We start from the raw sequence: 26,702 nt of genomic DNA, 5'->3' as shown, positions 1-26,702 counted from the left end.
GCAGTATTCTACTCGTAGCGCCTTCTTATCGCAAGACGAACCCGTGCTACGCCGGATACCCCACCACTAATCGGCGAGGCGCCACGCGACCTTCGTCGTCGATCTCACCCATACCGATAAATTTACCGTCATCACCTTCCGTGACACGGACTAACCCTTCCTGCGGGGCGTCGTTCGTGCGAACCGGGTTACCGTTTTTGAAGTAAACCGATGAGGTTAGCGGCAAATTAACGACAGGGTAGTCCAATGCCGGACTGTCCATCGGCATCAACAGCGGATCAAGCAACTGTGCTGCCGGGATCCCCTGTTGCTCCGCCTGTTCGACCATTTCACGCAGACGCTCCAGCGTGACCATACGATCCACCGGATATTTGCTGACCGTCAGACGACGCAGGAAGATCACATGCGCGCCACATCCCAGCTTCTCACCCAGATCGTCAATAATAGTACGAATATAAGTGCCTTTCGAACAGTGCACTTCCAGCTCCAGTTCATCCCCTTCATGACGGATAAACAACAGCTCGTAAACGGTAATCGGTCGGGCTTCACGCGGCACTTCAATGCCCTGACGCGCGTATTCGTACAGTTTTTTACCCTGATACTTCAGCGCCGAATACATCGATGGCACCTGCTCGATATCACCGCGGAACGCGTCCAGCGCGGCCGCCAGTTGCTCGGGGGTGAAGGCGACCGGGCGCTCCTGTACGATTTGCCCATCGGCATCGGACGTGTCTGTACGCTGTCCCAGACGGGCAATCACCCGATAACGCTTGTCAGAATCCAGCAGATACTGCGAAAACTTGGTCGCTTCCCCGAGGCAAATCGGCAGCATGCCGGTCGCTAACGGATCCAGCGCCCCGGTATGCCCGGCGCGATTGGCGTTATAAATGCGTTTAACTTTTTGCAGTACGTCATTGCTGGACATGCCCTGCGGCTTATCCAGCAGCAGGACACCGTGAATGTCGCGACCACGACGACGAGGACGACTCATTAGTCCTCCTTGCTGTCGTCCGGGTTTACACGACGTTCTTCGTCATGTTTAACCACGTTGGTCACCAGGTTGGACATGCGCATCCCTTCCACCAGCGAATTATCGTAGAAGAAGGTCAGTTCCGGCACGATACGCAGTCGCATCGCTTTACCCAGTAGGCTACGGATGAAGCCGGACGCTTCCTGTAACGCTTTGATGCCTGCCTTGATAGCGTCTTCATCTTTGTCATTCAGGAAGGTGACATACACTTTGGCATACGCCAGATCGCGAGACATTTCGACACCGGAAACGGTGGTCATCATGCCCAGACGCGGGTCTTTAATTTCGCGCTGCAGGATGATTGCGATCTCTTTTTGCATCTCCTGTCCCACGCGCTGCGGGCGACCAAATTCTTTCGCCATAATAAATTCTCCAGACAAAAAAGGGGCCCTAAGCCCCTTTTAAAAATTATTGCCGGGTGGCGCTTCGCTTCCCCGGCCTACGCAAAACCATCTTCTAAGTATTTTGGGTTGCAACAAGGCAACAAGGGCGTGAATCCCCGGAGCATATAACTATGTGACCGGGGTGAACGCTCGTAGCCAACGCAGTGGCGGCCCAAAAGACGACGAAGATTATGCGATGGTACGTTGAATCTCGATGATCTCGAACACTTCGATCATATCGCCAACGCGAACGTCATTGTAGTTCTTCACGCCGATACCACATTCCATACCGTTACGGACTTCGTTAACGTCATCTTTGAAGCGGCGCAGGGATTCCAGCTCGCCTTCGTAGATAACCACGTTGTCACGCAGGACGCGGATTGGGTTGTGACGTTTGATCGTCCCTTCGGTAACCATACAGCCCGCGATGGCACCAAATTTCGGTGATTTGAACACGTCACGTACTTCAGCCAGACCGATGATCTGCTGTTTCAGTTCCGGAGACAGCATACCGCTCATCGCCGCTTTCACTTCATCGATCAGGTTATAGATGACGGAGTAGTAGCGCAGATCCAGGCTTTCGGATTCAATCACTTTACGCGCAGAGGCATCCGCACGAACGTTGAAGCCAACCAGAATCGCGTTGGACGCTGCGGCCAGGGTTGCGTCGGTTTCGGTGATACCACCGACACCAGAACCGATGATCTTCACTTTCACTTCGTCGGTAGACAGTTTCAGCAAGGAGTCGGAGATCGCTTCCACAGAACCCTGAACGTCGGCCTTCAGCACGATGTTCACTTCGTGAACTTCGCCTTCGGTCATGTTGGCGAACATGTTCTCGAGTTTAGATTTCTGCTGACGTGCCAGTTTCACTTCACGGAATTTGCCCTGACGATACAGTGCAACTTCACGTGCTTTCTTCTCGTCACGTACCACGGTCACTTCGTCACCGGCTGCCGGAACACCGGACAGACCCAGGATTTCCACCGGAATGGACGGACCTGCTTCCAGAACTTCCTGACCCAGTTCGTTACGCATCGCACGAACGCGACCGTATTCGAAGCCGCACAGTACGATATCGCCTTTATGCAGCGTACCTTCGCGCACCAGTACGGTAGCAACCGGACCACGACCTTTATCCAGGAAGGATTCGATAACCGCACCGCTCGCCATCCCTTTACGGACCGCTTTCAGTTCGAGAACTTCGGCCTGCAGCAGGATCGCATCCAGCAGTTCGTCGATACCAGTACCTGCTTTTGCAGAAACGTGGACGAACTGGCTCTCACCGCCCCACTCTTCCGGCAGAATGCCGTACTGGGACAGTTCGTTTTTAACGCGATCCGGATCGGCTTCCGGCTTATCGATTTTGTTTACTGCAACCACAACCGGCACACCCGCCGCTTTCGCGTGCTGGATAGCTTCGATGGTCTGCGGCATCACGCCGTCGTCTGCTGCAACAACCAGAACCACGATATCCGTTGCCTGTGCACCACGAGCACGCATGGAGGTAAACGCGGCGTGGCCCGGGGTGTCCAGGAAGGTGATCATACCGTTGTCGGTTTCAACGTGGTAAGCACCGATGTGCTGGGTAATACCGCCCGCTTCGCCAGAGGCCACTTTCGTTGAACGAATGTAGTCCAGCAGAGACGTTTTACCGTGGTCAACGTGACCCATGATGGTCACCACCGGTGCGCGCGGTTCAGCCGCAGCACCCGTATCACGGTCGCTCATTACGGCTTCTTCCAGCTCGTTCTCACGACGCAGGATAACTTTGTGGCCCATTTCCTCGGCAACCAGCTGTGCGGTTTCCTGGTCGATCACCTGGTTGATGGTCGCCATTGCACCCAGCTTCATCATCGCTTTGATGACCTGAGAGCCTTTAACCGCCATCTTGTTCGCCAGATCGCCAACGGTGATGGTTTCGCCAATCACAACGTCACGGTTAACAGCCTGCGCTGGCTTCTGGAAGCCCTGCTGCAGTGCGGAACCTTTACGCTGTTTGCCGCCTTTACCACCGCGAACCGCGGCACGCGCTTCTTCACGGTCGGCTTTGGATTCAGCGTGTTTGTTGCCTTTCTTCGCCGGACGCGCCGCTTTCGTGTTGCGGCCACGGCCACGACCGCCTTCCACTTCACGATCGTTTTCGTCTTCGGCCTGGCGAGCGTGCTGAGAAGTGGTGACATGATAATCGCTCTTATCTTCTTCCACTTTTTCCTGCTCAGCCCACACGCCTGCGTTCTCTTCCGCCATACGGCGAGCTTCTTCCGCTACGCGGCGCGCTTCTTCTTCAAGCTTGCGGCGTGCTTCTTCTTCCGCTTTACGCTTCAGCTCTGCAGCTTCATTCTCACGGCGGGCTTTCTCGGCCTGGGCGGTTTTGGTCATATCGTCAGTCTGTTGATTGCTCACTTTGTCTTTTTCCGCAGCTTCGCGTTTCGCTTTATCAGCGGCGTCACGCTTAGCTTGTTCTGCGGCCTCACGGTCAGCTTTTTGTTGCGCCTCGCGTTTGGCCATTTCTTCTGCCTCACGACGGGCCTGCTCTTCCGCTTCACGCTGCGCTTGCTCTTCCGCGGCAAGGCGTTCGGCCTCTTGCGGATCACGTTTCACAAAGGTGCGCTTCTTGCGGACTTCGATTTGTACCGATTTGCTTTTTCCACCGGTACCTGGAATGTTCAGGGTGCTACGCGTTTTACGCTGCAGCGTCAGCTTATCCGGGCCAGAACCATTTTCACGGTTCAGGTGCGCCAGTAAAGTCTGTTTTTCTTGTGCGGACACAGAGTCATCAGCAGACTTCGGGATACCGGCATCAGCAAATTGCTGTACCAGGCGATCCACGGAGGTCTGTATCTCTGCGGCCAGCGTTTTTACGGTTACATCTGTCATGCTGTTCCTTCCTGCTACAGTTTATTACGCTTCGTCGCCGAACCAGCAAATATTACGGGCAGCCATAATCAGCTCACCGGCTTTTTCGTCGGTCAACCCTTCGATATCAGCCAGATCATCAATGCCCTGTTCGGCGAGATCTTCCAGCGTACAAACACCACGGGCAGCCAGTTTGAAGGCCATATCGCGATCTAATCCTTCCAGATTCAGCAGATCGTCAGCCGGCTTGTTATCACCGAGGCTTTCTTCCTGGGCCAGTGCCAGAGTGGTCAGTGCGTTTTTAGCACGCTCGCGCAGTGCTTCAACGGTCGGCTCATCAAGGCCATCGATTTCCAGCAGTTCTTTCATTGGCACGTAGGCCAGTTCTTCCAGAGTGGCAAACCCTTCTTCAACCAGAACAGTGGCGAACTCTTCATCAATATCGAGATATTTGGTGAAGGTATCGATCGCGGCATGTGCTTCAGCCTGATGTTTAGCCTGGAGGTCATCAACGGTCATCACGTTGAGTTCCCAACCGCTTAATTGCGAAGCCAGGCGGACGTTCTGACCATTACGTCCAATTGCTTGCGCCAGGTTACCGGCTTCAACGGCGATATCCATGGTGTGTTTATCTTCATCCACCACGATAGACGCAACGTCAGCCGGTGCCATAGCGTTAATCACGAACTGCGCCGGGTTATCATCCCACAGGACGATATCGATGCGCTCGCCGCCCAGCTCGGTCGAAACCGCCTGAACGCGTGCGCCACGCATACCAACACACGCGCCGACCGGGTCGATACGCTTGTCGTTGGTTTTCACCGCGATTTTCGCACGGGAACCCGGATCGCGAGCTGCGGCCTTAATTTCAATCACTTCTTCGCCAATTTCCGGCACTTCAATGCGGAACAGTTCAATCAGCATTTCCGGCTTGGAACGGGTCACGAACAGTTGCGCGCCGCGTGCTTCCGGGCGAACAGAGTAAAGAACGCCACGAATACGGTCGCCAGGGCGGAAGTTTTCACGCGGCAGCATGTCTTCGCGCAGGATCACCGCTTCAGCATTGCTGCCCAGATCCAAAGAGATATTATCGCGGTTCACTTTCTTCACCACGCCGGTGATGATTTCACCTTCGTGTTCACGGAACTGATCAACAACCATCGCGCGTTCAGCTTCACGAACCTTCTGTACGATAACCTGTTTTGCGGTCTGGGTAGTGATACGGTCAAAGGTCACAGATTCAATCTGATCTTCAACGTAATCGCCCAGGTTCAGGCTTTCGTCTTCAAAACGTGCGGCTTCCAGCGTGATTTCTTTCGTCGGCTGGGTCACTTCTTCAACAATCACCCAACGACGGAAAGTGTCAAAATCACCGCTTTTACGATCGATTTCTACGCGAACATCAATCTCTTGTTCATATTTTTTCTTTGTCGCTGTAGCCAGCGCACTTTCCAACGCTTCAAAAATTTTCTCGCGTGGCAGCGCCTTTTCATTGGATACGGCTTCAACAACAGCCAAAATTTCTTTGTTCATCGCGGGCTTTTCACCTCATCCAGACTGTTAAAAGTGGGGAACCAGGTTCGCCTTCTGGATATTACTCAGCGCGAACACTTCATCTTTTCCTTCGACTGTGACGGTGATCATTTCACCATCTACCGCTTTGATAACGCCCTGCCATTTACGGCGGTTCTGTACCGCCATGCGGAGTACCAGCGAAACTTCTTCACCCAGGAAACGCACATAGTGTTCAGCAGTGAACATTGGGCGGTCGAGACCCGGTGAGGAGACTTCCAGGTTGTAAGCCACAGTAATAGGATCTTCAACGTCCAGAACTGCGCTCACCTGGTGGCTCACATCAGCACAATCATCAACATTGATGCCATCTTCACTATCAATATAGATGCGCAGTGTGGATGTGCGACCGCGAATAAATTCGATGCCGACCAGTTCGTAACCTAAGGCCTCAACTGGCGCTGTAATCATCTCTGTTAATTTTTGCTCTAATGTGGACAAGCCCACCCCCAAGACATAAAAAAAGGGCCTAAAGCCCAGTTATTCTGTAGTCAGATAACAAAAAACCCCGATAAATCGGGGCTTTAGATAACTGAACCCTATAACCGCAACTGCGGTCTGGAGAACCTTCCGAAAGAATTTTTTTCAAATCCAGCTACGAAGGCCATGGTCTTCACAGTATATTTGAAAAAGAACTCTAAGGGAAAGTGGTTGCGGGGGCCGGATTTGAACCGACGACCTTCGGGTTATGAGCCCGACGAGCTACCAGGCTGCTCCACCCCGCGCCTGAAACGTGGCAAATTTTACTCGTTTTGGGTAAAAGATGCAAATACTGCTGGGATTTGGTACCGAGGACGGGACGTAAAATCTGCGCGTATTATATTGATTACCCCCCCATTGTGTCAACCTTGTTAACGACATAACCTGACATGCCGTCATCAGCGTAATTTACGGAAATAAACACGAAACTCTTCCTGTCTCAGTAAAAAGATGATTAAATGAAAACTCATTTATTTTGCATAAACATGCACTGAGAGCAGAAAGCCGAACTCACCATCAGTCTATCAAGCAGGGTTTTATTTTATGACGACGATTCTCAAGCATCTTCCGGTAGGTCAACGTATTGGTATCGCTTTTTCCGGCGGTCTGGACACCAGCGCGGCACTGCTGTGGATGCGACAAAAAGGGGCTGTCCCATATGCATATACTGCGAACCTGGGTCAGCCAGACGAGGAGGACTATGATGAGATCCCTCGTCGTGCAATGGAATACGGTGCAGAGAACGCTCGACTGATCGACTGCCGTAAACAACTGGTTGCTGAAGGTATCGCCGCGATTCAGTGTGGGGCATTCCATAACACCACTGGTGGGCTCACCTATTTCAATACTACGCCGCTCGGTCGTGCTGTCACCGGCACTATGCTGGTTGCAGCGATGAAAGAAGACGGCGTCAATATCTGGGGCGACGGCAGTACCTATAAAGGAAACGACATCGAGCGTTTCTATCGCTATGGCCTGCTGACCAACGCTGAACTACAGATCTACAAACCGTGGCTGGATACGGACTTTATCGATGAACTGGGCGGTCGTCATGAGATGTCTGAGTTTATGATCGCCTGCGGTTTCGACTACAAAATGTCCGTCGAAAAGGCCTACTCCACGGACTCCAACATGCTCGGCGCGACGCACGAAGCCAAAGACCTCGAGTTTCTGAACTCAAGCGTTAAGATCGTCAACCCAATCATGGGCGTGAAGTTCTGGGATGAGAACGTGAAGATCGCCGCGGAAGAAGTCACCATTCGCTTCGAACAGGGTCATCCGGTCGCGCTGAATGGTAAGACCTTCAGTGACGATGTGGAAATGATGCTGGAAGCGAACCGCATCGGCGGGCGTCACGGACTGGGAATGAGTGACCAGATTGAAAACCGTATTATTGAAGCCAAAAGCCGCGGTATTTACGAAGCCCCTGGGATGGCGCTGCTGCATATCGCCTATGAGCGTCTGCTGACTGGTATCCACAACGAAGACACCATTGAGCAGTACCACGCCCACGGCCGTCAGTTAGGTCGCCTGCTCTATCAGGGTCGTTGGTTCGACTCTCAGGCGCTGATGTTGCGTGATAGTCTGCAGCGTTGGGTCGCCAGCCAGATTACCGGTGAAGTGACGCTGGAACTGCGTCGCGGCAACGACTATTCGATCCTCAATACCGTGTCCGACAACCTGACCTACAAGCCAGAGCGTCTGACAATGGAGAAAGGTGACTCCGTGTTCTCACCGGACGATCGTATTGGGCAGTTGACCATGCGTAACCTGGACATCACCGATACCCGGGAGAAGCTGTTCGGCTATGCACAGTCAGGGCTGCTTTCTGCCTCTTCGGCTACTGGTTTGCCCCAGGTTGAAAATCTGGAAAACAAAGCGAAGTAACGATTTGATTATTAAATGAAGGCCGCGAAAGCGGCCTTTTTTATCTATGCCAGATAAGTGCAATCCCATGGAGCATAACTTATTAATGATATCTGCTGGATATAGTAGAGGATTTCTACACATCAGAATGTAACAGCAAAAAAGCACTCCTGGGATTATTGATAAAAATATTATTCTATTCCCAATTGAGCGAATTTTTATTTATTTATCCTGTATTTCATTCACCTCGTAACTAATGAAAATTGTTCTTCAACGCTGATTTTCGGATTTTTATATTTGCACTCAAAAAGTCATCCTCGATATTCTTTTCATAAACGATGAAGATTAAACCAATTTAGTAATTATCTGAATCAATTGTTAATGAAGAAGCAAAAGGATGTTGCTTATGTATAGTTATAATGAAAATAATTGTCTGAAAATAAAAATGCTTACTATAACGATCATGATGGCGTTAGCACCGTGGAAGGCTATCGCGGTCAACGATGGTACCGTTATGGCTGGCGCAAACCAGACAATAACCTTAACGCCAGGTGGACAATATACGAATACCGCCTCCACTGTTGTTCTGGACGCTTACCGCACCGGAGGTATCATCAGCGGTAACAACGTGGAGATTTATGCTGACCGTACGCTTTATGGTGCGACATATACGCTTTTGAGAGCATATGGCGGTGGGGAAATTCGATTGTCGAATTCGACAGCCAGTCTGACTTCAACCACACAGTCAGGCTCTTATCACGATCGGCTTTTTTTGGCTCAGGATGCTGGAAGTCTATTAAATATTGCCAATACATCACTATGGAGTTATGCCTATCTTGGCGAAGTAAGTAATGGTGCATCTGCGGTTATCAGCAACAGTACAGTCTCCACTGGGCGAGGCGTGAAGGTTACTGGCACCGGCTCGCACCTGGATATAAACAATGATTCTGATATCACCATTCGTGGAGATAGCTACGGTTTAGATGATACAGGAATTAAGGTCACCGGCGGCGCCACGCTGAATATTGAGAACAGTCGGATTACTGTTCTGGATAACGGGGATGATTCAAGCTCATCATTACCGCCGAATCCGGCAGCCATTACCGTCTCGAATGCTCTGGCCCCGAGCGATCTTGCAACCAGAGCCACATTAAATAACCTCTCGATTGAAACAAGAGGTTATCAGTCAAATGCCGTGACTGTCACTCACGGAAATGTCTCCGCAGCGATGAACAATCTCACTATTGTCACACGCGGTCTGGGATCACATGGACTTTATATTGATGCAACTGCAAATGTTGCCTCTTCACTCTCCAATTCTTCCATTGAGACGTTTGGTTACTCCGGCGTAGGGGCGCAAGTCATAGATAATACAGAGTTGACACTGGATAACATCGATATCACATCTCACGGATACCGCTCAACCGGGATTATCGCTGCCCAGAGGGGGAGTGGTTTACCCCAGACAACAATCCTGACCGCCACAGACATCGATATTACCATGAATGGTAAAGACAGTATCGGTGTGGAAAATACCCGGTCTAAAACCTACCTGAATGATATTCGACTCATGCTTAGAGGTGATAACTCTACGGCCGTCAGTGTTGGTGCGTATATTTATGAGGCCACAGCCCATATTGACAGCCTGACAGCACAAGTTTCAGGCAATAACTCGACGGGGATGTTTCTCGGCGGAAGCCCGGATATCAGATTCAATCAGAACAGCATAAACATGACAGGTAATAATAGTCATGGTTTGCTGGTCGGCTACCAGACAATAAGCTCCAGCAGCGCGTTACCGATGGTTGATAGCCATATTGAAACCCGGGATGGCTACGCAGTGCGAACGATTAATACCGACCTTAATCTTGATTTAACCCGCTCGACGCTGACGGGACGTAGCGGCGGAGAGGCAGGTACAGCGATCAGTGTCGAAGACAACGGCGCGTACCAGTCCGGTGTGGTGAACGTCGCTGCCAACGACAATTCGCACATTTTTGGTGATGCGGTTTCGCGTTCTGCTAATGCCACGGCGCTGAATATCGCCCTGAATGGTTCATCAACAATGACCGGTCGTATTGTTCGCGGGTACAGTATGGCGCTGGATGAGACCAGCCGCTGGAATGTGACAGGGGATTCCGATATTACGAGCCTGACGAATACAGGCACAGTGGCATTTACTCCACCTGGGGAGAACGGCGTCTTCAAAACCATTACTGTCGGAAATTATCTGGGTGGCGGTACGTTAATCATGAATACTGCGCTGGGCGATGATAGCTCAGCAACCGACAAACTGGTCGTGACAGGTGATACTGCCGGAACCACCAGACTGTATGTAAACAATTTCCATGGGTCCGGCACCACAACGGTAAATGGTATAGAAGTGATAAGCGTGGGCGGGCAATCAGATGGCCTGTTTACGCTTGAAAATCGCGCTCTGGCCGGGGCATACGAATATTTCCTGCATCAGGATGAGGGTGACTGGTATTTGCGCTCTGCACTGGCTCCAGAACCAGAGCCAGAGGACCCTGTGGAACCGGAAATACCGATCAACGATCCTGAAGAACCAGAATCACCAGAAATACCGGGCAATGACACGCCAGTTGCACCTCCATCGCCCGCTGCGGAAACCGAGCAGAAACCGCAAATTTATCGCCCTGAAGCCGGGGCCTATCTCGCCAACATGGCAGCGGCAAATCGTCTTTTCAGCCATACCCTGAAAGATCGTGAAGGTCGGGCACAAGATTCCAGCATATGGTTACGGCAACAGGCGTTCCGTAGTAAATCACAAGACGGCAGCGGTCAGTTGCAGATGCGCGGAAACAGCTATGTCATTCAGGGAGGCGGTGAACTGTGGAGTGGTCAATTCAGCGAACAGGATAGACTCGGTGTAGGCATCATGGCGGGTTATGGCTACAGCCGCGGGAATACGCAATCCACAAAAACACATTATGACGCCAAAAATAGCCTCCATGGCTACAGCGTGGGCACTTACGCCACCTGGTATCAAAATTCAGAGTCCCGCAACGGCCTGTATATCGATAGCTGGTTGCAATACAGTGCGTTTCGCGCATCGGTGAATGGCGATGGAGTGGCGAGCGAAAGTTATAACATCAGTGGTCTGAGCGGTTCACTGGAGAGTGGCTATCGTCAACCGCTGCACCAGAGCGCTAATGGCTCGCTTTTCATCACCCCGCAGGCACAGGTCATCTGGAGTGGCATTAAAGCCGATCCTCATCAGGAAGTGAACGGTACGCGAGTTGACGGTAGCGCCGGCACCCAAACACGTCTTGGTCTGAATCTTTCGTACGACACGCTGAATGCGCAAACCAGGGGTAAGCAGTTTACCGTTTACGGTGAGGTCAATTGGCTGCACAACACCCGGAATGTCAATGCCACGCTGGACAACGTCAGGGTTGAACAGGCTGGAAGTCGCAATGTCGGGGAAGTGAAACTGGGTCTTGAGGGCCAGGTGACGGACACCCTCACTCTCTGGACAAACCTTGCACATCAGGTTGGAACGAAGAGCTACAGTGATACCTCGGCAAATATCGGTATTAAGTACCATTTTTGAGTCGATGATAACGCACTGAAGCGACCGTATTCTGGAAACAGTCTCAGTCCGCACAGAGAAGCCGTATCGATGTTCTCCTGACTGACTTTTCAGGGTACGGTTATCAAATAACTCCAACCTAATCGACAATATCTGCCCGGGCTAGTCCCGGGTTCTTTTTATCCGCATCCTGATGCGCCAGCCAGCAGTAAGATCGCCGTGGATGCATTCTGGGTTATCAAAGGAGCGGGTAAAAATGAGGAAGGACATCAGCATTACGCAGGCTTCAAATACGACAATGGACGTCTATTGACGTCCATTGCTTGAATATTGGTACCGAGGACGGGACTTGAACCCGTAAGCCCTATTGGGCACTACCACCTCAAGGTAGCGTGTCTACCAATTCCACCACCTCGGCACAGAAATCTTACTGTGGGATATCGCTGGTCGGCTTAGCCGGAGCAGTTGGCTGAGGCTGTTCGGTTTTCGCCGGCGCGCTCAGATTTTCCCACTCACTTCCTTTATTGGTTTTGTTGCTGTTGATATTGCCCAGCACCAGACTGATGATAAAGAACAACGTCGCCAGCACAGCCGTCATACGGGTCATGAAGTTACCAGAACCACTTGAACCAAACAGCGTAGCGGAAGCGCCTGCTCCGAAGGAGGCTCCCATATCAGCGCCTTTACCTTGCTGCAGCATGATCAAGCCCACAAGGGCAATTGCCACAATAAGGAAAACTACCAAAAGAGCTTCGTACATAATCAACCTGTTCCTTGCGGAGTTGCCGCATACCAATTGCTTCTAACCAATAAAGCGGGATATTTTACTGTTTCCCACTGAAGCGGGTGTGAATACTAACCAAAGCGAATGACCTTCGCAAGGGCAATTTTAGTGCATTGTATCAACTGCGGAAAAAAACAGCAAAAGCCGGGTTTCCCTTTAATAAAAAGGCAGCAAATGCCGCCTTTTTATGCAGTTAAGTCTGTATTACACCGCTTTAACCGCATCCGCAATGCGATGGGCAAACTCGGTCACCTGGGCTTCATCTTCGCCTTCAACCATCACGCGGATTAACGGCTCAGTGCCCGATTTACGCAGCAATACACGTCCACGACTTCCCAGCGCAGATTCTACGTCCGCAGTCACGGCTTTCACCGTATCATTTTCCAGCGGATCGCCGCTACCGGCGGTGTAACGCACATTTACCAGGATCTGCGGGAACATTTTCATGCCGCTGCAGAGATCGTGAAGGCTCATGTGGTTACGCACCATCGCCGCTACTACCTGCAAACCGGCAACAATGCCGTCACCGGTGGTGGTTTTATCCAGCAGAATGACGTGACCAGAGTTTTCCGCCCCGATACGCCAGCCTTTTTCCTGCATTTTTTCCAGCACGTAGCGGTCACCGACTTTCGCACGGGTAAACGGAATGCCGAGTTGCTTGAGCGCCAGTTCCAGCCCCATATTGCTCATCAGCGTCCCGACCGCGCCACCGCGCAGTTGTCCCTGACGCAGGGCTTCACGGGCGATGATATACATGATCTGATCGCCATCGACTTTATTGCCTTCATGGTCAACCATGATCACGCGGTCACCGTCGCCATCCAGCGCGATACCCAGATCGGCTTTTTCCGCGAGCACGCGGGCCTGCAAGGCACGCACATCGGTGGCACCGACTTCTTCGTTAATATTCACGCCATTGGGCTCACAGCCAATGGTAATCACTTTCGCACCCAGTTCACGCAGCACGTTAGGCGCAATGTGGTAGGTTGCCCCGTTAGCGCAATCCACCACAATTTTAAGTTCGTTCAGGCTTAACTCGTTCGGAAAGGTGCCTTTGCAAAATTCAATGTAGCGCCCTGCTGCATCAACGATGCGGCTGGCTTTACCGAGCTCAGCGGAGTCCACACAGGTGATCTCTTTTTCCATCTCCGCTTCAATGGCTTCTTCGACGGCGTCGGGTAGTTTGGTACCGTCGATGGAGAAGAATTTAATACCGTTGTCATAGAACGGGTTATGCGATGCGGAGATCACAATCCCGGCTTCGGCGCGGAAAGTACGCGTCAGGTAAGCAACTGCAGGCGTCGGCATTGGGCCCGTAAACGAGGCGGACAACCCTGCTGCCGCCAGACCCGCTTCAAGTGCTGACTCCAGCATGTAACCGGAAATACGGGTATCTTTGCCGATGATGATTTTACGCGAGCCGTGGCGCGCCAGGACTTTACCGGCCGCCCAGCCCAACTTCAGTACAAAATCAGGCGTAATCGGCGCATCGCCCACACGGCCCCGGATCCCATCAGTGCCAAAATATTTACGGTTACTCATAGCGTTTGTTTTCCTTTGCGGACAATGTGGCTTCCACCACACGCATCGCTTCTACGGTTTCTTTGACGTCATGGACACGAATGATCTGCGCCCCCTGCATAGCAGCAATGACCGCACAGGCAAGGCTACCGCTCAGACGCTCTGATGGGCCCACATTGAGCAGTTGGCCCACCATCGATTTACGTGACATTCCCACCAGCAGCGGCAGGTTAAAATGGTGAAATTCAGCCAGTCGCGCCAGTAATGTATAGTTATGGGAGAGATTTTTACCGAAACCGAATCCCGGGTCGAGCAACAATTTCTCTTTTGCGATGCCTGCCCTTTCACAACGTGCTATTTGCTCAATAAAGTAGCGATTTACCTCGGCAAACACGTCCTCATATTTGGGCGCTTCCTGCATGGTCTTCGGCTGTCCCTGCATATGCATCAGACAAACCGGTAAACCAGTTTCTGCCGCCGCCTCCAGCGCGCCGGGTTCAGAGAGCGAGCGAATATCGTTAATGATGTGAGCACCGACTCTTGCCGATTCGCGGATCACTTCAGGCTTTGAGGTATCAACAGAAATCCAGACTTCAAAACGTTGGGCAATCGCCTCAACCACCGGGATAACACGCGCCAGTTCCTCTTCCACACTCACATCCGCCGCACCGGGGCGCGTAGACTCACCGCCGACATCAATGATAGTCGCCCCGGCATTAATCATCAGATTGGCATGTTTCACTGCCTCAATCAGCGTGTTGTGCGTTCCACCATCCGAGAAAGAGTCTGGCGTGACGTTAAGGATCCCCATCACATGAGGATGGCTGAGATCCAGTGAAGTGCCCTGGGCATAGAGTTTCATGGTGTTATCCCTGGTATAAATTGATAAGAAAAAACCCCGGAGCAAGCCCCAGGGTTTTCAATTAAACGCAGTCATCAACAACGGTAACTTATTTGTCGCCTAACTGCTCTGACATGGTATTACCTGGGTTCGGCGTGCGCGGTTCATCAACCGGGCGCGGCGCACGAGGCGTGCCATTGTTGTCAGAATTGTTAGAGCCCGGTTCTTCCCAGCCAGCTGGCGGGCGAACATCGCGGCGAGCCATCAGGTCATCAATCTGCGGCGCATCGATGGTCTCATATTTCATGAGCGCATCTTTCATGGCGTGCAGGATGTCCATGTTGTCATTCAGGAGCTGGCGTGCACGATTGTAGTTACGCTCAATCAGTGCTTTCACTTCCTGGTCGATGATACGCGCGGTTTCATCGGACATATGTTTCGCTTTTGCAACGCTACGACCGAGGAATACTTCGCCCTCTTCTTCCGCATACAACAGCGGACCGAGTTTGTCGGAGAAGCCCCACTGGGTCACCATGTTACGCGCCAGGTTAGTGGCCACTTTAATGTCGTTCGACGCACCGGTAGAAACATGTTCAACACCGTAGATGATCTCTTCAGCCAGACGACCGCCGTACAGCGTGGAGATCTGACTTTCCAGCTTCTGGCGGCTGGCGCTGATCGCGTCGCCTTCAGGCAGGAAGAAGGTCACACCCAGCGCACGACCGCGCGGGATAATCGTCACTTTATGCACCGGATCGTGTTCCGGTACCAGGCGACCGATAATCGCATGGCCTGCTTCGTGGTACGCGGTTGATTCTTTCTGCGCTTCCGTCATCACCATGGAGCGACGTTCCGCACCCATCATGATTTTGTCTTTCGCTTTCTCGAACTCAACCATCGACACGACGCGCTTGTTGCCACGAGCAGCAAACAGTGCCGCTTCGTTCACCAGGTTCGCCAGGTCCGCACCGGAGAAGCCCGGCGTACCACGGGCAATGATTGCCGCATCGATATCCGGCGCCAGCGGTACGCGACGCATATGTACTTTCAGGATTTGTTCACGACCACGCACATCCGGCAAGCCGACCACAACCTGACGGTCGAAACGGCCAGGACGCAGCAGTGCTGGGTCAAGAACGTCCGGCCGGTTAGTGGCTGCAATAACGATGATGCCTTCGTTACCTTCGAAACCATCCATCTCAACCAGCATCTGGTTCAGAGTCTGTTCACGTTCATCGTGACCGCCACCCAGACCTGCGCCACGCTGGCGACCTACGGCATCGATTTCATCGATGAAGATAATGCACGGTGCTGCTTTCTTGGCCTGTTCGAACATGTCACGCACACGAGATGCACCAACACCGACGAACATTTCCACGAAGTCAGAACCTGAAATCGTAAAGAATGGAACCTTCGCTTCACCTGCAATGGCTTTCGCCAGCAGGGTTTTACCGGTACCCGGAGGGCCAACCATCAGGACGCCTTTCGGGATTTTACCGCCCAGTTTCTGGAAGCGGCTCGGCTCGCGCAGGTATTCAACCAGTTCCGCAACCTCTTCTTTCGCTTCGTCACAACCTGCGACGTCGGCAAACGTGGTTTTGATCTGATCTTCCGTCAGCATGCGCGCTTTGCTCTTACCGAACGACATGGCACCTTTGCCACCGCCGCCCTGCATCTGACGCATAAAGAAGATCCAGACGCCGATCAACAGCAGCATTGGGAACCAGGAAATGAAGATGGAAGCCAACAGGCTCGGTTCTTCTGGTGGTTCACCCACAACCTTGACGTTCTTAGTCAGCAGGTTATCAAGCAGCTTCGGATCGCTTACCGGAATGTAGGTCGTGTAACGGTTACTATCTTTCTTGGTAACGTTGATCTCACGTCCGTTGATACGTGCTTCACGAACCTGGTCGTTGTTGACCTCTTGCAGGAAGGTAGAGTAATCCACCTTACGGCCATTAGACTCGCTGGGCCCAAAGCTCTGGAATACTGACATCAGCACAACGGCAATGACCAGCCAGAGTATTAGGTTTTTCGCCATGTCACTCAAGGGATTAACCTCTTATTACAACTGTGTTAAAAACAGCGTCAGGATACTCTATATCCAGCGTCTTTCAAACTTTCGTCTGAAATCGACCAGTTATGGTTTACGCCCGGTCGCTACAATATACACTTCACGCGAACGTGCGCGAGAAGAGTCCGGTTTACGAACTTTCACCTTCGTAAACAGGGAGCGAATTTCCCTTAGGTACTCATCGAAACCTTCGCCCTGGAACACCTTCACTACAAAACTGCCACCCGGCGCTAGCACATCACGACACATTTCTAACGCCAGTTCCACCAGATACATGGCACGGGGGATATCCACCGCTGGTGTTCCGCTCATGTTTGGTGCCATATCTGACATGACAACCTGGACTTTACTGTCACCCACGCGTTCCAGCAGCGCTTTCATGACAAGTTCATCACGAAAATCGCCCTGAAGAAAGTCCACACCAACGATAGGATCCATAGGTAAAAGATCACAAGCGATGATACGGCCTTTGCCGCCAATCTGCGAGACCACATACTGTGACCAGCCTCCTGGCGCAGCACCGAGATCGACTACCGTCATCCCCGGCTTAAAAAGTTTGTCACTTTGCTGTATTTCATCAAGTTTAAACCAGGCACGGGAACGCAACCCCTTTTTCTGTGCCTCTTGAACATATTTATCGCTAAAGTGTTCCTGAAGCCAGCGACTCGAGCTGGCAGAACGCTTCTTACCTGTCATTTAACTTTCCCATCGGGGCAGAACATCGTTGCCATACGGCGTAAATTTCCACGCACTATTTGGCGATATATGGGAGATGGCGGTAGAATGACCCGTTTTCAATCCCAACGTAAGCAAAAATATACGATGAATCTGAGTACTAAACAAAAACAGCACCTGAAAGGTCTGGCACATCCGCTCAAGCCGGTCGTTATGCTTGGCAATAATGGTTTGACCGAAGGGGTACTGGCCGAGATTGAACAAGCGTTAGAGCACCATGAACTCATCAAGGTGAAAGTCGCGTCTGAAGATCGCGAAACAAAAACCTTGATCGTGGACGCTATCGTGCGCGAAACCGGCGCCTGTAATGTACAGGTCATCGGTAAAATGCTGGTGCTTTATCGCCCGAGTAAAGAACGCAAAATCTCGCTGCCACGCTAAGAATATCCTAAAGTCGAACACAAAACCTGTGTAAAACGAGGGATTTCCCGCAAGCAGGAGAGCAAAATGCCACGCTCTCTTCGTTGATAAAAGGCCGCTATGCGGCCTTTTTCCTTTCTTTACAATACATCAACATCTTGAGCACTTACAGGTATTCTACCTTAGTGATTTCATATTCGACTTCGCCGCCTGGCGTTTTGATCACCACGACGTCATCCTGTTCTTTGCCAATCAGGCCGCGTGCAATCGGCGAATTGACGGAAATCAGGTTCTGTTTGAAGTCCGCTTCGTCATCGCCCACGATACGCCAGGTCTGCTCTTCGTCATTATCAAGGTTCAGAACGGTGACCGTCGCGCCAAAGACAACGCGACCGTTATTCGGCATTTTGGTGACATCGATGACCTGAGCATTCGACAACTTCGCTTCGATGTCTTTGATACGACCTTCACAGAACCCCTGCTGTTCACGCGCCGCATGATATTCCGCATTCTCTTTCAGATCGCCATGCTCACGCGCTTCGGCAATAGAGGCGATAATTTCAGGACGGCGCACAGATTTCAGAAAATCCAGCTCTTCGCGTAATTTTTCTGCACCACGTAAGGTCATCGGAATCGCTTGCATTTGTTATACCTCTTGAACATTCCTGTAGGGGGCGATTGCTGTGCCCCGGCTGTTAAGCCTGCCCCGGTATGGCGTCATACCCGGACCAGAAGCAAAAAAATACCGACCCGGACGCAAGGTCCAGGTCAGCTACAATTCTTAATTTGATACTCATTTTACCCTGGAGTTCCCTATGGGTCATCGTTTACTTTCCAGGGCATTGCGCCGTAGTATGTCGGCTTGTTTCCAGGTTGTTAGCGCGAGATTATGCGATTTTCCAGATTTATCATCGGATTGACCACCAGTGTAGCGTTCAGCGTCCAGGCCGCGAACGTTGACGAGTACATCAACCAGCTCCCTGCCGGAGCTAACCTTGCCCTCATGGTCCAGAAGGTCGGCGCCCCGACTCCCGCAATTGATTATCATAGTCAGCAAATGGCACTTCCTGCCAGTACGCAGAAAGTGATTACCGCGCTGGCGGCCTTAATTCAGCTTGGCCCTGACTTCCGCTTTACGACCACGCTGGAGACCAAAGGCAGCGTTGATGCGGGCGTTCTCAAAGGTGATTTAGTGGCGCGATTTGGTGCCGATCCGACGCTAAAAAGGCAGGATATTCGGAATATGGTGGTGAACCTGAAAAAAGCAGGCGTCACGCAAATCACCGGAAACGTCCTGATTGATACCTCTGTTTTTGCCAGTCACGATAAAGCGCCGGGATGGCCCTGGAACGACATGACCCAGTGCTTCAGCGCGCCGCCTGCGGCCGCCATTGTCGATCGAAACTGCTTCTCGATTTCGCTCTACAGCGCGCAAAAAGCGAACGATTTGGCCTATATTCGCGTAGCGTCTTACTACCCGGTCACCATGTTCAGCCAGGTTCGCACCCTCCCACGCGGCTCTGCGGAGGCGCAATATTGTGAACTGGACGTGGTTCCGGGCGATTTAAACCGCTTCACGTTGACCGGGTGTCTGCCGCAGCGTGCCGACCCTCTGCCGCTGGCATTTGCCATTCAGGACGGCGCCAGCTATGCCGGGGCGATCCTGAAAGATGAACTCAAACAGGCCGGTATCACCTACAGCGGAACCTTATTACGCCAGACACAGGTCAATGAGCCAGGCACCATTGTGGCCAGTAAGCAGTCTGCGCCGCTGCACGATCTGCTTAAGATTATGCTGAAAAAGTCGGACAACATGATTGCCGACACCGTCTTCCGAATGATTGGTCACGCACGGTTTAATGTACCGGGAACGTGGCGTGCGGGCTCCGATGCTGTGCGGCAGATCCTGCGTCAACAAGCCGGAGTCGATATTGGCAATACGATTATTGCCGACGGCTCCGGCCTGTCGCGCCATAACCTGATCGCCCCTGCCACCATGATGCAGGTTCTGCAATACATCGCGCAGCATGACAACGAGCTGAATTTCATCTCAATGCTGCCGCTGGCGGGCTATGACGGCTCTCTGCAGTACCGTGCGGGTCTGCATCAGGCGGGTGTCGATGGTAAGGTCTCAGCGAAAACGGGATCATTGCAGGGGGTGTACAACCTGGCGGGCTTTATTACCACCGCCAGCGGGCAACGGATGGCGTTTGTACAATATCTGTCGGGTTATGCGGTAGAACCTGCCGATCAACGTAACCGCCGCATTCCTCTGGTTCGCTTTGAAAGCCGATTGTACAAAGATATCTATCAGAATAACTGAGTCCGCAAAAACAAAAACCCCGGCAACATGTCCGGGGTTTTCCTGAGATTAACGCTTATAGATGAACTCGACGCCTTCTTCGTCGTCTTCGTCCCAGTCGTCATCCCAGTCGTCTTCCGCTTCTTCTTCCACTTCAGCGATTTGCTGGCGATGATAATCATCCCACATGAACTCGACTTTCTCTGGCTGCTTCGCTTCTTCCGCCTGAGTAATCGGGTTCTCGATGATAAAGGTCATCACATCCCAGCAGAGATCTTTCACGCCCAGTTGGCTGGCGGCAGAGATCAGATAGTATTTATCTTCCCAGCCCAGCGCCTGGGCGATAGCTTTGGCTTTCTCTTCCGCTTCGGCTTTGTCCAGCAAATCGATCTTGTTGAACACTAACCAGCGCGGTTTAGCTGCCAGATCCTGACTGTATTTTTCCAGCTCGCCGATGATGATGCGCGCATTCTCAACCGGATCGGAGCCGTCGATAGGATCGATGTCAATGAGATGCAGCAGTACGCGGCAACGCTCAAGGTGTTTCAGGAAGCGGATACCCAGACCGGCACCTTCCGCAGCGCCTTCAATCAGCCCCGGAATGTCCGCCACCACGAAGCTCTTCTCGTTATCCATACGGACAACACCGAGGCTCGGCACCAGCGTGGTAAACGGATAATCCGCCACTTTAGGCTTCGCCGCAGAGACCGCACGGATAAAGGTCGATTTACCGGCATTTGGCATCCCCAGCATGCCCACATCCGCCAGCAGCATCAGCTCCAGCAGCAGATCACGCTTGTCACCCGGCGTCCCCATCGTTTTCTGACGTGGCGTACGGTTGACGGAAGATTTGAAACGGGTGTTACCCAGACCGTGCCAGCCGCCTTTTGCGACCATCAGACGCTGACCGTGCTTAGTCATGTCGCCCATGGTTTCGCCCGTGCCCTGATCGATCACACGCGTACCTACCGGCACTTTAATCGTGACATCTTTCCCGCGTTTACCGGTACAGTCACGGCTGGCGCCATTCTGGCCTCGTTCTGCGCGGAAAGATTTCTCAAAACGGTAATCGATCAGGGTGTTCAGGTTTTCGTCGGCTTCCATCCAGACGTCGCCACCATCACCGCCATCGCCGCCGTCCGGGCCGCCTTTCGGGATGTATTTCTCACGGCGGAAGCTTACGCAACCATTGCCGCCATCGCCTGCAACGACCAGAATCGTTGCTTCATCAACAAACTTCATTTTACTCTCCGTAAATCATTCGCCTGAGCGGGGCTGCGATACCACCGATTCATGCTTACGTAATCCGCCCCAAATACGATGACCAATGGCGGAGTACATCGCGCCCGCAACCACGACAAACGCACCGAGATAACCGAGAAGGTTTAACATCGGTCTGGCGAAGAAATCGGGCCAGGCCATAGATAAAAGATCTGAAAATAACAGCGTAAACAGCGGGGTGAGCGTGATTAATGCGCTCACCTGCGCTGCCTGCCAACGCGCCATCGCTTCCGCCAGGGCGCCATATCCTACCAGTGTATTCAGCCCACAGAAAATTAAACAGGCAAGCTGCCAGTCACTGAGCTGGGCTATCACGCCGGGCTTCGCCAGCGGCAATAGCGCTATCGTACATAAAGTGTACAGTAAAAACAGGATCTGCGGTGATGCCAGACGTCGCAATAACACCTTTTGCGCGACACCATAACTTACCCAGACCGTAGCCGCACCGACGCCAAAAATGACGCCCCAGGTGTAATCGGTCAGCCTGGTAAAAATTTCGATCAGACTGGTGTTGAAGAACATCACCAGTCCGCACAACAGCATTATCGCGCCGACAATCTGCGTACCGCGCATTTTCTCTTTAAGGATAAATACGCTCGCGACCATCATGCCCACTGGCGACAGTTGGCCGATCACCTGCGAAGCCGTTGGGCTTAAATACTGCAGGGAAGAGCTGAACAGGATGAAGTTGCCAAAGAGCCCACCGGTAGCAATTGCCAGCAGAACCAGCCAGCGCGCTTTGCGAAAAATTCGCAGCGGCGGAAGCTTACGCTTCGCGGCCAGAATCGCCCCGAGGCCAATACTGGCGATTAAAAAACGGTAAAAAACGATGGTAGGAGGCTCCATCACCTCCAGCACCTGCTTCATAGCAATTGGCAAAGCCCCCCAACATACCGCCGTTGTGAGCGCCAAAAGAATACCAATGCCAGCCTGCTGCTTCATGCCCGTTTCCCTGCAAGGGCTCGTTATCCGGTGCAAAGCGGTTTCACGAGCATATTTACCGGTCGTCGAATGTAAAAAGCCCCGCAACAGGGTGCGGGGCTTTTATCCGTTACCGGACCACGAAAAACTTACTCAGCAACGATGCTGATGTATTTACGGTTGTTCGGGCCTTTAACTTCAAATTTCACTTTACCGTCTGCTTTAGCAAACAGAGTGTGGTCACGACCGCAACCTACGTTAGTGCCAGCGTGGAACTTGGTACCACGTTGACGAACGATGATGCTACCCGCCAGAACGGATTCGCCACCGAAACGCTTAACGCCCAGGCGTTTAGCTTCTGAATCGCGACCGTTACGAGTTGAGCCGCCAGCCTTTTTATGTGCCATTTAAATCTCTCCTCAGGTCTTAGGCGCTGATGCCAGTAATTTTCACATCAGTGAACCACTGACGATGGCCCTGCTGCTTACGATAGTGTTTACGACGACGAAACTTAACGATTTTAACTTTCTCGCCACGACCGTGAGCAACAACTTCAGCTTTGATAACGCCGCCATCAACGAAAGGAACGCCGATTTTGACTTCTTCACCGTTTGCGATCATCAGAACTTCAGCGAATTCAACAGATTCGCCAGTTGCGATGTCCAGCTTTTCCAGGCGAACGGTCTGACCTTCGCTTACTCGGTGTTGTTTACCACCACTTTGGAAAACCGCGTACATAAAAAACTCCGCTTCCGCGCACACCTTTTCAATGATTCAGAGTGCGCTATAAATATTCACAATAGGGCGCGAATATTACGCAAAACGTGAGCCTTTGACAAGTGCTACAGTCAATACATGAAGAAAAAAAACACAACGTGTACGGTAACGTTTATCTGCGGCGTTTTTTCAGTACAATCAGCATATATTTCTAACCCTAAACCCTAAGTTACCTTGCCGCATGATGAGGTAAACGGGGCGAAAAGCCCGGCTTTTGCGATGAATTTAGAAAAAATCAACGAGTTAACCGCGCAAGATATGGCGGGTGTCAATGCGACAATCCTTGAACAGCTTAATTCCGACGTCCAACTGATCAATCAGTTAGGCTATTACATTGTGAGCGGTGGCGGTAAACGCATTCGCCCGATGATTGCCGTCCTCGCGGCGCGCGCCGTTGGCTATCAGGGAAATGCCCATGTCACGATCGCGGCATTGATCGAATTTATCCACACCGCCACCCTGCTTCATGACGATGTGGTGGATGAATCCGATATGCGCCGGGGTAAAGCCACTGCGAACGCCGCGTTTGGTAATGCCGCCAGCGTGCTGGTTGGCGATTTTATCTATACCCGAGCTTTCCAGATGATGACCAGCCTCGGCTCGCTGAAAGTGCTGGAGGTGATGTCTGAAGCTGTGAACGTCATTGCTGAAGGTGAAGTCCTGCAGTTAATGAATGTTAACGACCCTGACATTACGGAAGACAGCTATATGCGGGTGATCTACAGTAAAACAGCGCGTCTGTTTGAAGCGGCGGCGCAGTGTTCCGGTCTCCTCGCGGGCTGTAGTGAAGCCGAGGAAAAAGGACTGCAGGACTATGGTCGCTATCTGGGCACTGCATTCCAGTTGATTGACGATCTGCTGGACTATAACGCCGACGGCGAACAGCTCGGTAAAAATGTCGGTGATGACCTGAACGAAGGCAAACCGACGTTACCGCTGCTGCATGCGATGCGTAACGGTACGCCAGAGCAGGCGCAAATGATTCGCCATGCGATCGAGCAAGGCAATGGCCGACATCTTCTGGAGCCCGTGCTGGAAGCGATGAACGCCTGCGGCTCACTGGAATGGACTCGCCAGCGTGCGGAAGAAGAGGCCGACAAAGCCATCGCCGCGCTGCAAGTGTTGCCGGATTCCCAATGGCGCGAAGCGTTGATCGGCCTGGCGCATATCGCCGTCCAGCGCGATCGCTAATAACGATGGAATCATCCCGCCACTCTGCGCGGGATGATTCATAAAAGATCTAATAAAACCCACCGAATCTCTCTATTCCGCTGCAAGCAAAGCAATAACTCTTAATAAATTCTGAATATTCAAACTCTTTACTTGAACATATTAGAACAACAATTCTCTGGGAGTATAGTGTCTTCTGCAAATTGATGGTGCAAATCAACGATGAATGACCATAAACGAGGGGATAAATGGAGAGCAAACTCATTGACTGGCATCCGGCAGATATCATTGCTGGATTACGTAAAAGAGGGACATCAATGGCTGCCGAGTCACGCAGAAACGGATTAAGTTCCTCCACGCTGGCAAACGCCTTAACCCGACCATGGCCGAAAGGCGAGCTGATCATTGCGAAAGCGCTCGGAACGGATCCCTGGGTGATCTGGCCTTCACGATACCATGACGCAAAAACTCATGCGTTTATCGACAGAACGCGCATGATGCGGGCGTCACGTCGTGACAAGCAGGATGTAGAGTAAGGCACAAAGCAGTAGCCCCAGCCATTGGCAATGGGGCTACTGATTTCATTGACGCTTATTCGGCTTTCACGCGCTCGATATTGGCACCCAGGGCGCGCAGTTTATCTTCGATACGCTCGTATCCGCGATCGATATGATAAATACGATCCACGACCGTCGTCCCTTCTGCAATACATCCCGCCAGCACCAGACTAGCCGACGCACGCAGATCCGTCGCCATCACCTGCGCACCGGAGAGCTTATCCACACCGTGACAAATCACGGTATTGCTTTCGATTTCTGCATGAGCGCCCATACGGCTCAGCTCAGGCACGTGCATAAAGCGGTTTTCAAACACGGTTTCCGTGATGAATCCGGTCCCTTCCGCTACCAGGTTCAGCAGCGTGAACTGGGCCTGCATGTCCGTCGGGAATGCCGGGTGCGGTGCAGTGCGCACGTTGACAGCTTTCGGACGTTTACCGTGCATGTCGAGGCTAATCCAGTCTTCACCCACGTCGATATCCGCGCCGGCATCGCGCAGTTTCGCCAGTACCGCGTCCAGCGTATCCGGCTGCGCGTTACGACAGAGGATTTTGCCGCGAGAAATTGCCGCTGCGACCAGGAAAGTCCCGGTTTCGATACGGTCCGGCAATACGCGATAGACACCACCGCCCAGACGTTCTACGCCTTCGATGGTGATACGATCGGTACCCTGGCCGGAAATTTTCGCTCCCAGCGCAATCAGGAAGTTGGCCGTGTCGACAATTTCTGGTTCACGTGCGGCGTTTTCAATGATGGTGGTGCCTTCCGCCAGCGTGGCGGCACACATGATGGTGACCGTTGCGCCAACGCTGACTTTATCCATGACGATATGCGCGCCTTTTAGACGGCCATCCACGGAGGCTTTCACATAGCCTTCTTCCAGCGTGATCGTGGCGCCCAGTTGCTCCAGACCGGTGATATGCAGGTCAACCGGACGTGCGCCGATCGTGCAACCGCCAGGCAGAGAAACCTGGCCCTGACCAAAACGGGCCACCAACGGTCCCAGCGCCCAAATTGATGCGCGCATGGTTTTTACCAGGTCATACGGTGCGCAGAAAACATTAACGTCGCGGGCATCGATGTGCACGGAGCCATTGCGTTCCACTTTGGCGCCAAGCTGACTTAGCAGTTTCATCGAGGTATCAACGTCCTTCAGTTTCGGGACGTTCTGGATCTCTACCGGCTCTTCCGCCAGCAACGCCGCAAAAAGGATCGGCAGAGCGGCGTTTTTCGCGCCAGAAATTGTGACTTCGCCCTCGAGCCGGGTTGGCCCTTGTACACGAAATTTATCCATGATGTTGTTCTCAGTTAAAATTCATCGTCGTTACCGGTGTGACACCCGTAACTCAAAAACCGTTAAGTTTGCGATCGCGCGCCCATTCTGCGGGGGTATACGCTTTGATCGACAGGGCATGAATGCGATTGTCCGCAATGTACTCCATCAGCGGCGCATAGACCGACTGCTGCTTCTTCACCCGGCTCATGCCGTCAAACATCTCACCCACGGCAATAACCTGAAAGTGACTGCCATCGCCAGAGACGTGGACTTCCTGGAGGGAGAGTGCGTTCATCAGCACGCTCTGAATTTCATTATTTTCCATGGGCTCTTCATTCGTCAGATTGTGAATACAGCCCA

The 26,702-nt window shown here is 52.3% G+C and carries 23 protein-coding genes and 2 tRNA genes; 6 read left to right on the top strand and 19 right to left on the bottom strand.

Annotation, left to right across the window (positions count from 1 at the left end; all coding sequences use genetic code 11):
* Positions 1-46: 46 nt before the first annotated feature.
* The 6 genes from truB to HVX64_RS02815 form a co-directional block, all read right to left on the bottom strand.
* A complete protein-coding gene (gene truB, locus HVX64_RS02840) occupies positions 47-991 on the bottom strand; it encodes a tRNA pseudouridine(55) synthase TruB (protein ID WP_044255920.1) in 945 nt (314 codons plus the stop codon).
* Positions 991-1,392, bottom strand: a complete 402-nt coding sequence (rbfA, locus tag HVX64_RS02835; protein WP_042998283.1) for a 30S ribosome-binding factor RbfA — start codon at positions 1,390-1,392, stop codon at positions 991-993. The genes truB and rbfA overlap by 1 nt, the downstream gene beginning before the upstream one ends.
* Positions 1,393-1,602: 210 nt before the next feature.
* Positions 1,603-4,293 carry a translation initiation factor IF-2 gene (gene infB, locus HVX64_RS02830; RefSeq protein WP_042998284.1) on the bottom strand — a complete coding sequence of 897 codons (2,691 nt, stop codon included), beginning with the start codon at positions 4,291-4,293 and terminating at the stop codon, positions 1,603-1,605.
* 24 nt (positions 4,294-4,317) lie between these two features.
* Positions 4,318-5,805, bottom strand: coding sequence for a transcription termination factor NusA (gene nusA, locus HVX64_RS02825; RefSeq protein ID WP_042325113.1), 1,488 nt, complete (start codon positions 5,803-5,805; stop codon positions 4,318-4,320).
* 27 nt (positions 5,806-5,832) lie between these two features.
* A complete protein-coding gene (gene rimP / locus HVX64_RS02820; RefSeq protein WP_043001756.1) occupies positions 5,833-6,285 on the bottom strand; it encodes a ribosome maturation factor RimP in 453 nt (150 codons plus the stop codon).
* 207 nt (positions 6,286-6,492) lie between these two features.
* Positions 6,493-6,569, bottom strand: a tRNA-Met gene (locus HVX64_RS02815).
* Between the two features lie 298 nt (positions 6,570-6,867).
* Between HVX64_RS02815 and argG the strand changes: the two genes are divergently transcribed.
* Positions 6,868-8,211, top strand: coding sequence for an argininosuccinate synthase (argG, locus tag HVX64_RS02810; RefSeq protein ID WP_044255923.1), 1,344 nt, complete (start codon positions 6,868-6,870; stop codon positions 8,209-8,211).
* A 385-nt stretch (positions 8,212-8,596) separates the two neighbouring features.
* Complete coding sequence (locus HVX64_RS02805; RefSeq protein WP_181825227.1) at positions 8,597-11,764, top strand: autotransporter outer membrane beta-barrel domain-containing protein; 3,168 nt, start codon at positions 8,597-8,599, stop codon at positions 11,762-11,764.
* Positions 11,765-12,074: 310 nt separating this feature from the next.
* Here HVX64_RS02805 and HVX64_RS02800 read toward each other — a convergent pair.
* The 6 genes from HVX64_RS02800 to rlmE all read right to left on the bottom strand — a co-directional run bounded on the left by HVX64_RS02800 (position 12,075) and on the right by rlmE (position 17,659).
* Positions 12,075-12,161 (bottom strand) — tRNA-Leu (locus HVX64_RS02800).
* Positions 12,162-12,170: 9 nt separating this feature from the next.
* Positions 12,171-12,503: a preprotein translocase subunit SecG gene (secG, locus tag HVX64_RS02795; protein ID WP_042998286.1), complete on the bottom strand. Its 333-nt coding sequence runs from the start codon at positions 12,501-12,503 to the stop codon at positions 12,171-12,173.
* 228 nt (positions 12,504-12,731) lie between these two features.
* Positions 12,732-14,069 carry a phosphoglucosamine mutase gene (glmM, locus tag HVX64_RS02790; RefSeq protein ID WP_042998287.1) on the bottom strand — a complete coding sequence of 446 codons (1,338 nt, stop codon included), beginning with the start codon at positions 14,067-14,069 and terminating at the stop codon, positions 12,732-12,734.
* Entirely contained in the window at positions 14,062-14,910 is an 849-nt protein-coding gene (folP, locus tag HVX64_RS02785) for a dihydropteroate synthase (RefSeq protein ID WP_042998288.1), read from the bottom strand. The genes glmM and folP overlap by 8 nt, the downstream gene beginning before the upstream one ends.
* 88 nt (positions 14,911-14,998) lie before the next feature.
* Positions 14,999-16,930 carry an ATP-dependent zinc metalloprotease FtsH gene (gene ftsH / locus HVX64_RS02780; protein ID WP_044255934.1) on the bottom strand — a complete coding sequence of 644 codons (1,932 nt, stop codon included), beginning with the start codon at positions 16,928-16,930 and terminating at the stop codon, positions 14,999-15,001.
* Between the two features lie 99 nt (positions 16,931-17,029).
* Positions 17,030-17,659, bottom strand: coding sequence for a 23S rRNA (uridine(2552)-2'-O)-methyltransferase RlmE (gene rlmE, locus HVX64_RS02775; RefSeq protein WP_042291855.1), 630 nt, complete (start codon positions 17,657-17,659; stop codon positions 17,030-17,032).
* 126 nt (positions 17,660-17,785) lie between these two features.
* On the opposite strand from rlmE, the gene yhbY reads away from it, so the two are divergent.
* Entirely contained in the window at positions 17,786-18,079 is a 294-nt protein-coding gene (gene yhbY / locus HVX64_RS02770) for a ribosome assembly RNA-binding protein YhbY (protein ID WP_041686369.1), read from the top strand.
* 145 nt (positions 18,080-18,224) lie between these two features.
* Here yhbY and greA read toward each other — a convergent pair whose 3' ends face one another.
* Complete coding sequence (gene greA, locus HVX64_RS02765; protein WP_042998290.1) at positions 18,225-18,701, bottom strand: transcription elongation factor GreA; 477 nt, start codon at positions 18,699-18,701, stop codon at positions 18,225-18,227.
* A gap of 246 nt (positions 18,702-18,947) precedes the next feature.
* Between greA and dacB the strand changes: the two genes are divergently transcribed.
* A complete protein-coding gene (gene dacB, locus HVX64_RS02760) occupies positions 18,948-20,381 on the top strand; it encodes a serine-type D-Ala-D-Ala carboxypeptidase (RefSeq protein WP_044255937.1) in 1,434 nt (477 codons plus the stop codon).
* Positions 20,382-20,429: 48 nt separating this feature from the next.
* On the opposite strand, the gene cgtA is transcribed toward dacB, so the two are convergent.
* The 4 genes from cgtA to rplU all read right to left on the bottom strand — a co-directional run bounded on the left by cgtA (position 20,430) and on the right by rplU (position 23,300).
* Positions 20,430-21,602 carry an Obg family GTPase CgtA gene (gene cgtA, locus HVX64_RS02755; RefSeq protein WP_042325080.1) on the bottom strand — a complete coding sequence of 391 codons (1,173 nt, stop codon included), beginning with the start codon at positions 21,600-21,602 and terminating at the stop codon, positions 20,430-20,432.
* Positions 21,603-21,617: 15 nt separating this feature from the next.
* Positions 21,618-22,583 (bottom strand): DMT family transporter, encoded by a 966-nt coding sequence (locus HVX64_RS02750; protein ID WP_042998293.1) that lies wholly within the window; start codon positions 22,581-22,583, stop codon positions 21,618-21,620.
* Positions 22,584-22,711: 128 nt separating this feature from the next.
* On the bottom strand, positions 22,712-22,969 hold the full coding sequence (rpmA, locus tag HVX64_RS02745) for a 50S ribosomal protein L27 (RefSeq protein ID WP_003861831.1): 258 nt from the start codon (positions 22,967-22,969) through the stop codon (positions 22,712-22,714).
* A 19-nt stretch (positions 22,970-22,988) separates the two neighbouring features.
* Positions 22,989-23,300, bottom strand: a complete 312-nt coding sequence (gene rplU, locus HVX64_RS02740; protein WP_003025032.1) for a 50S ribosomal protein L21 — start codon at positions 23,298-23,300, stop codon at positions 22,989-22,991.
* Between the two features lie 258 nt (positions 23,301-23,558).
* Here rplU and ispB point away from each other — a divergent pair, with 258 nt between their 5' ends.
* Positions 23,559-24,530, top strand: coding sequence for an octaprenyl diphosphate synthase (ispB, locus tag HVX64_RS02735; RefSeq protein ID WP_042998294.1), 972 nt, complete (start codon positions 23,559-23,561; stop codon positions 24,528-24,530).
* Positions 24,531-24,757: 227 nt separating this feature from the next.
* Complete coding sequence (gene sfsB / locus HVX64_RS02730; protein WP_042998295.1) at positions 24,758-25,045, top strand: DNA-binding transcriptional regulator SfsB; 288 nt, start codon at positions 24,758-24,760, stop codon at positions 25,043-25,045.
* 55 nt (positions 25,046-25,100) lie between these two features.
* On the opposite strand, the gene murA is transcribed toward sfsB, so the two are convergent.
* Positions 25,101-26,360: a UDP-N-acetylglucosamine 1-carboxyvinyltransferase gene (gene murA / locus HVX64_RS02725; RefSeq protein ID WP_042998296.1), complete on the bottom strand. Its 1,260-nt coding sequence runs from the start codon at positions 26,358-26,360 to the stop codon at positions 25,101-25,103.
* 52 nt (positions 26,361-26,412) lie between these two features.
* The gene (gene ibaG, locus HVX64_RS02720; protein ID WP_042325065.1) at positions 26,413-26,667 is read right to left on the bottom strand and encodes a BolA family iron metabolism protein IbaG; all 255 of its coding nucleotides are present in this window, start codon (positions 26,665-26,667) and stop codon (positions 26,413-26,415) included.
* Positions 26,668-26,702: the final 35 nt, after the last annotated feature.

The sequence above is a fragment of the Citrobacter sp. RHB20-C16 genome, from assembly GCF_013890155.1.
GTDB lineage: Bacteria > Pseudomonadota > Gammaproteobacteria > Enterobacterales > Enterobacteriaceae > Citrobacter_A > Citrobacter_A amalonaticus.
Note: the sequence above shows the minus strand (reverse complement) of the source record. Positions and strands in the feature narration are given on the sequence as shown.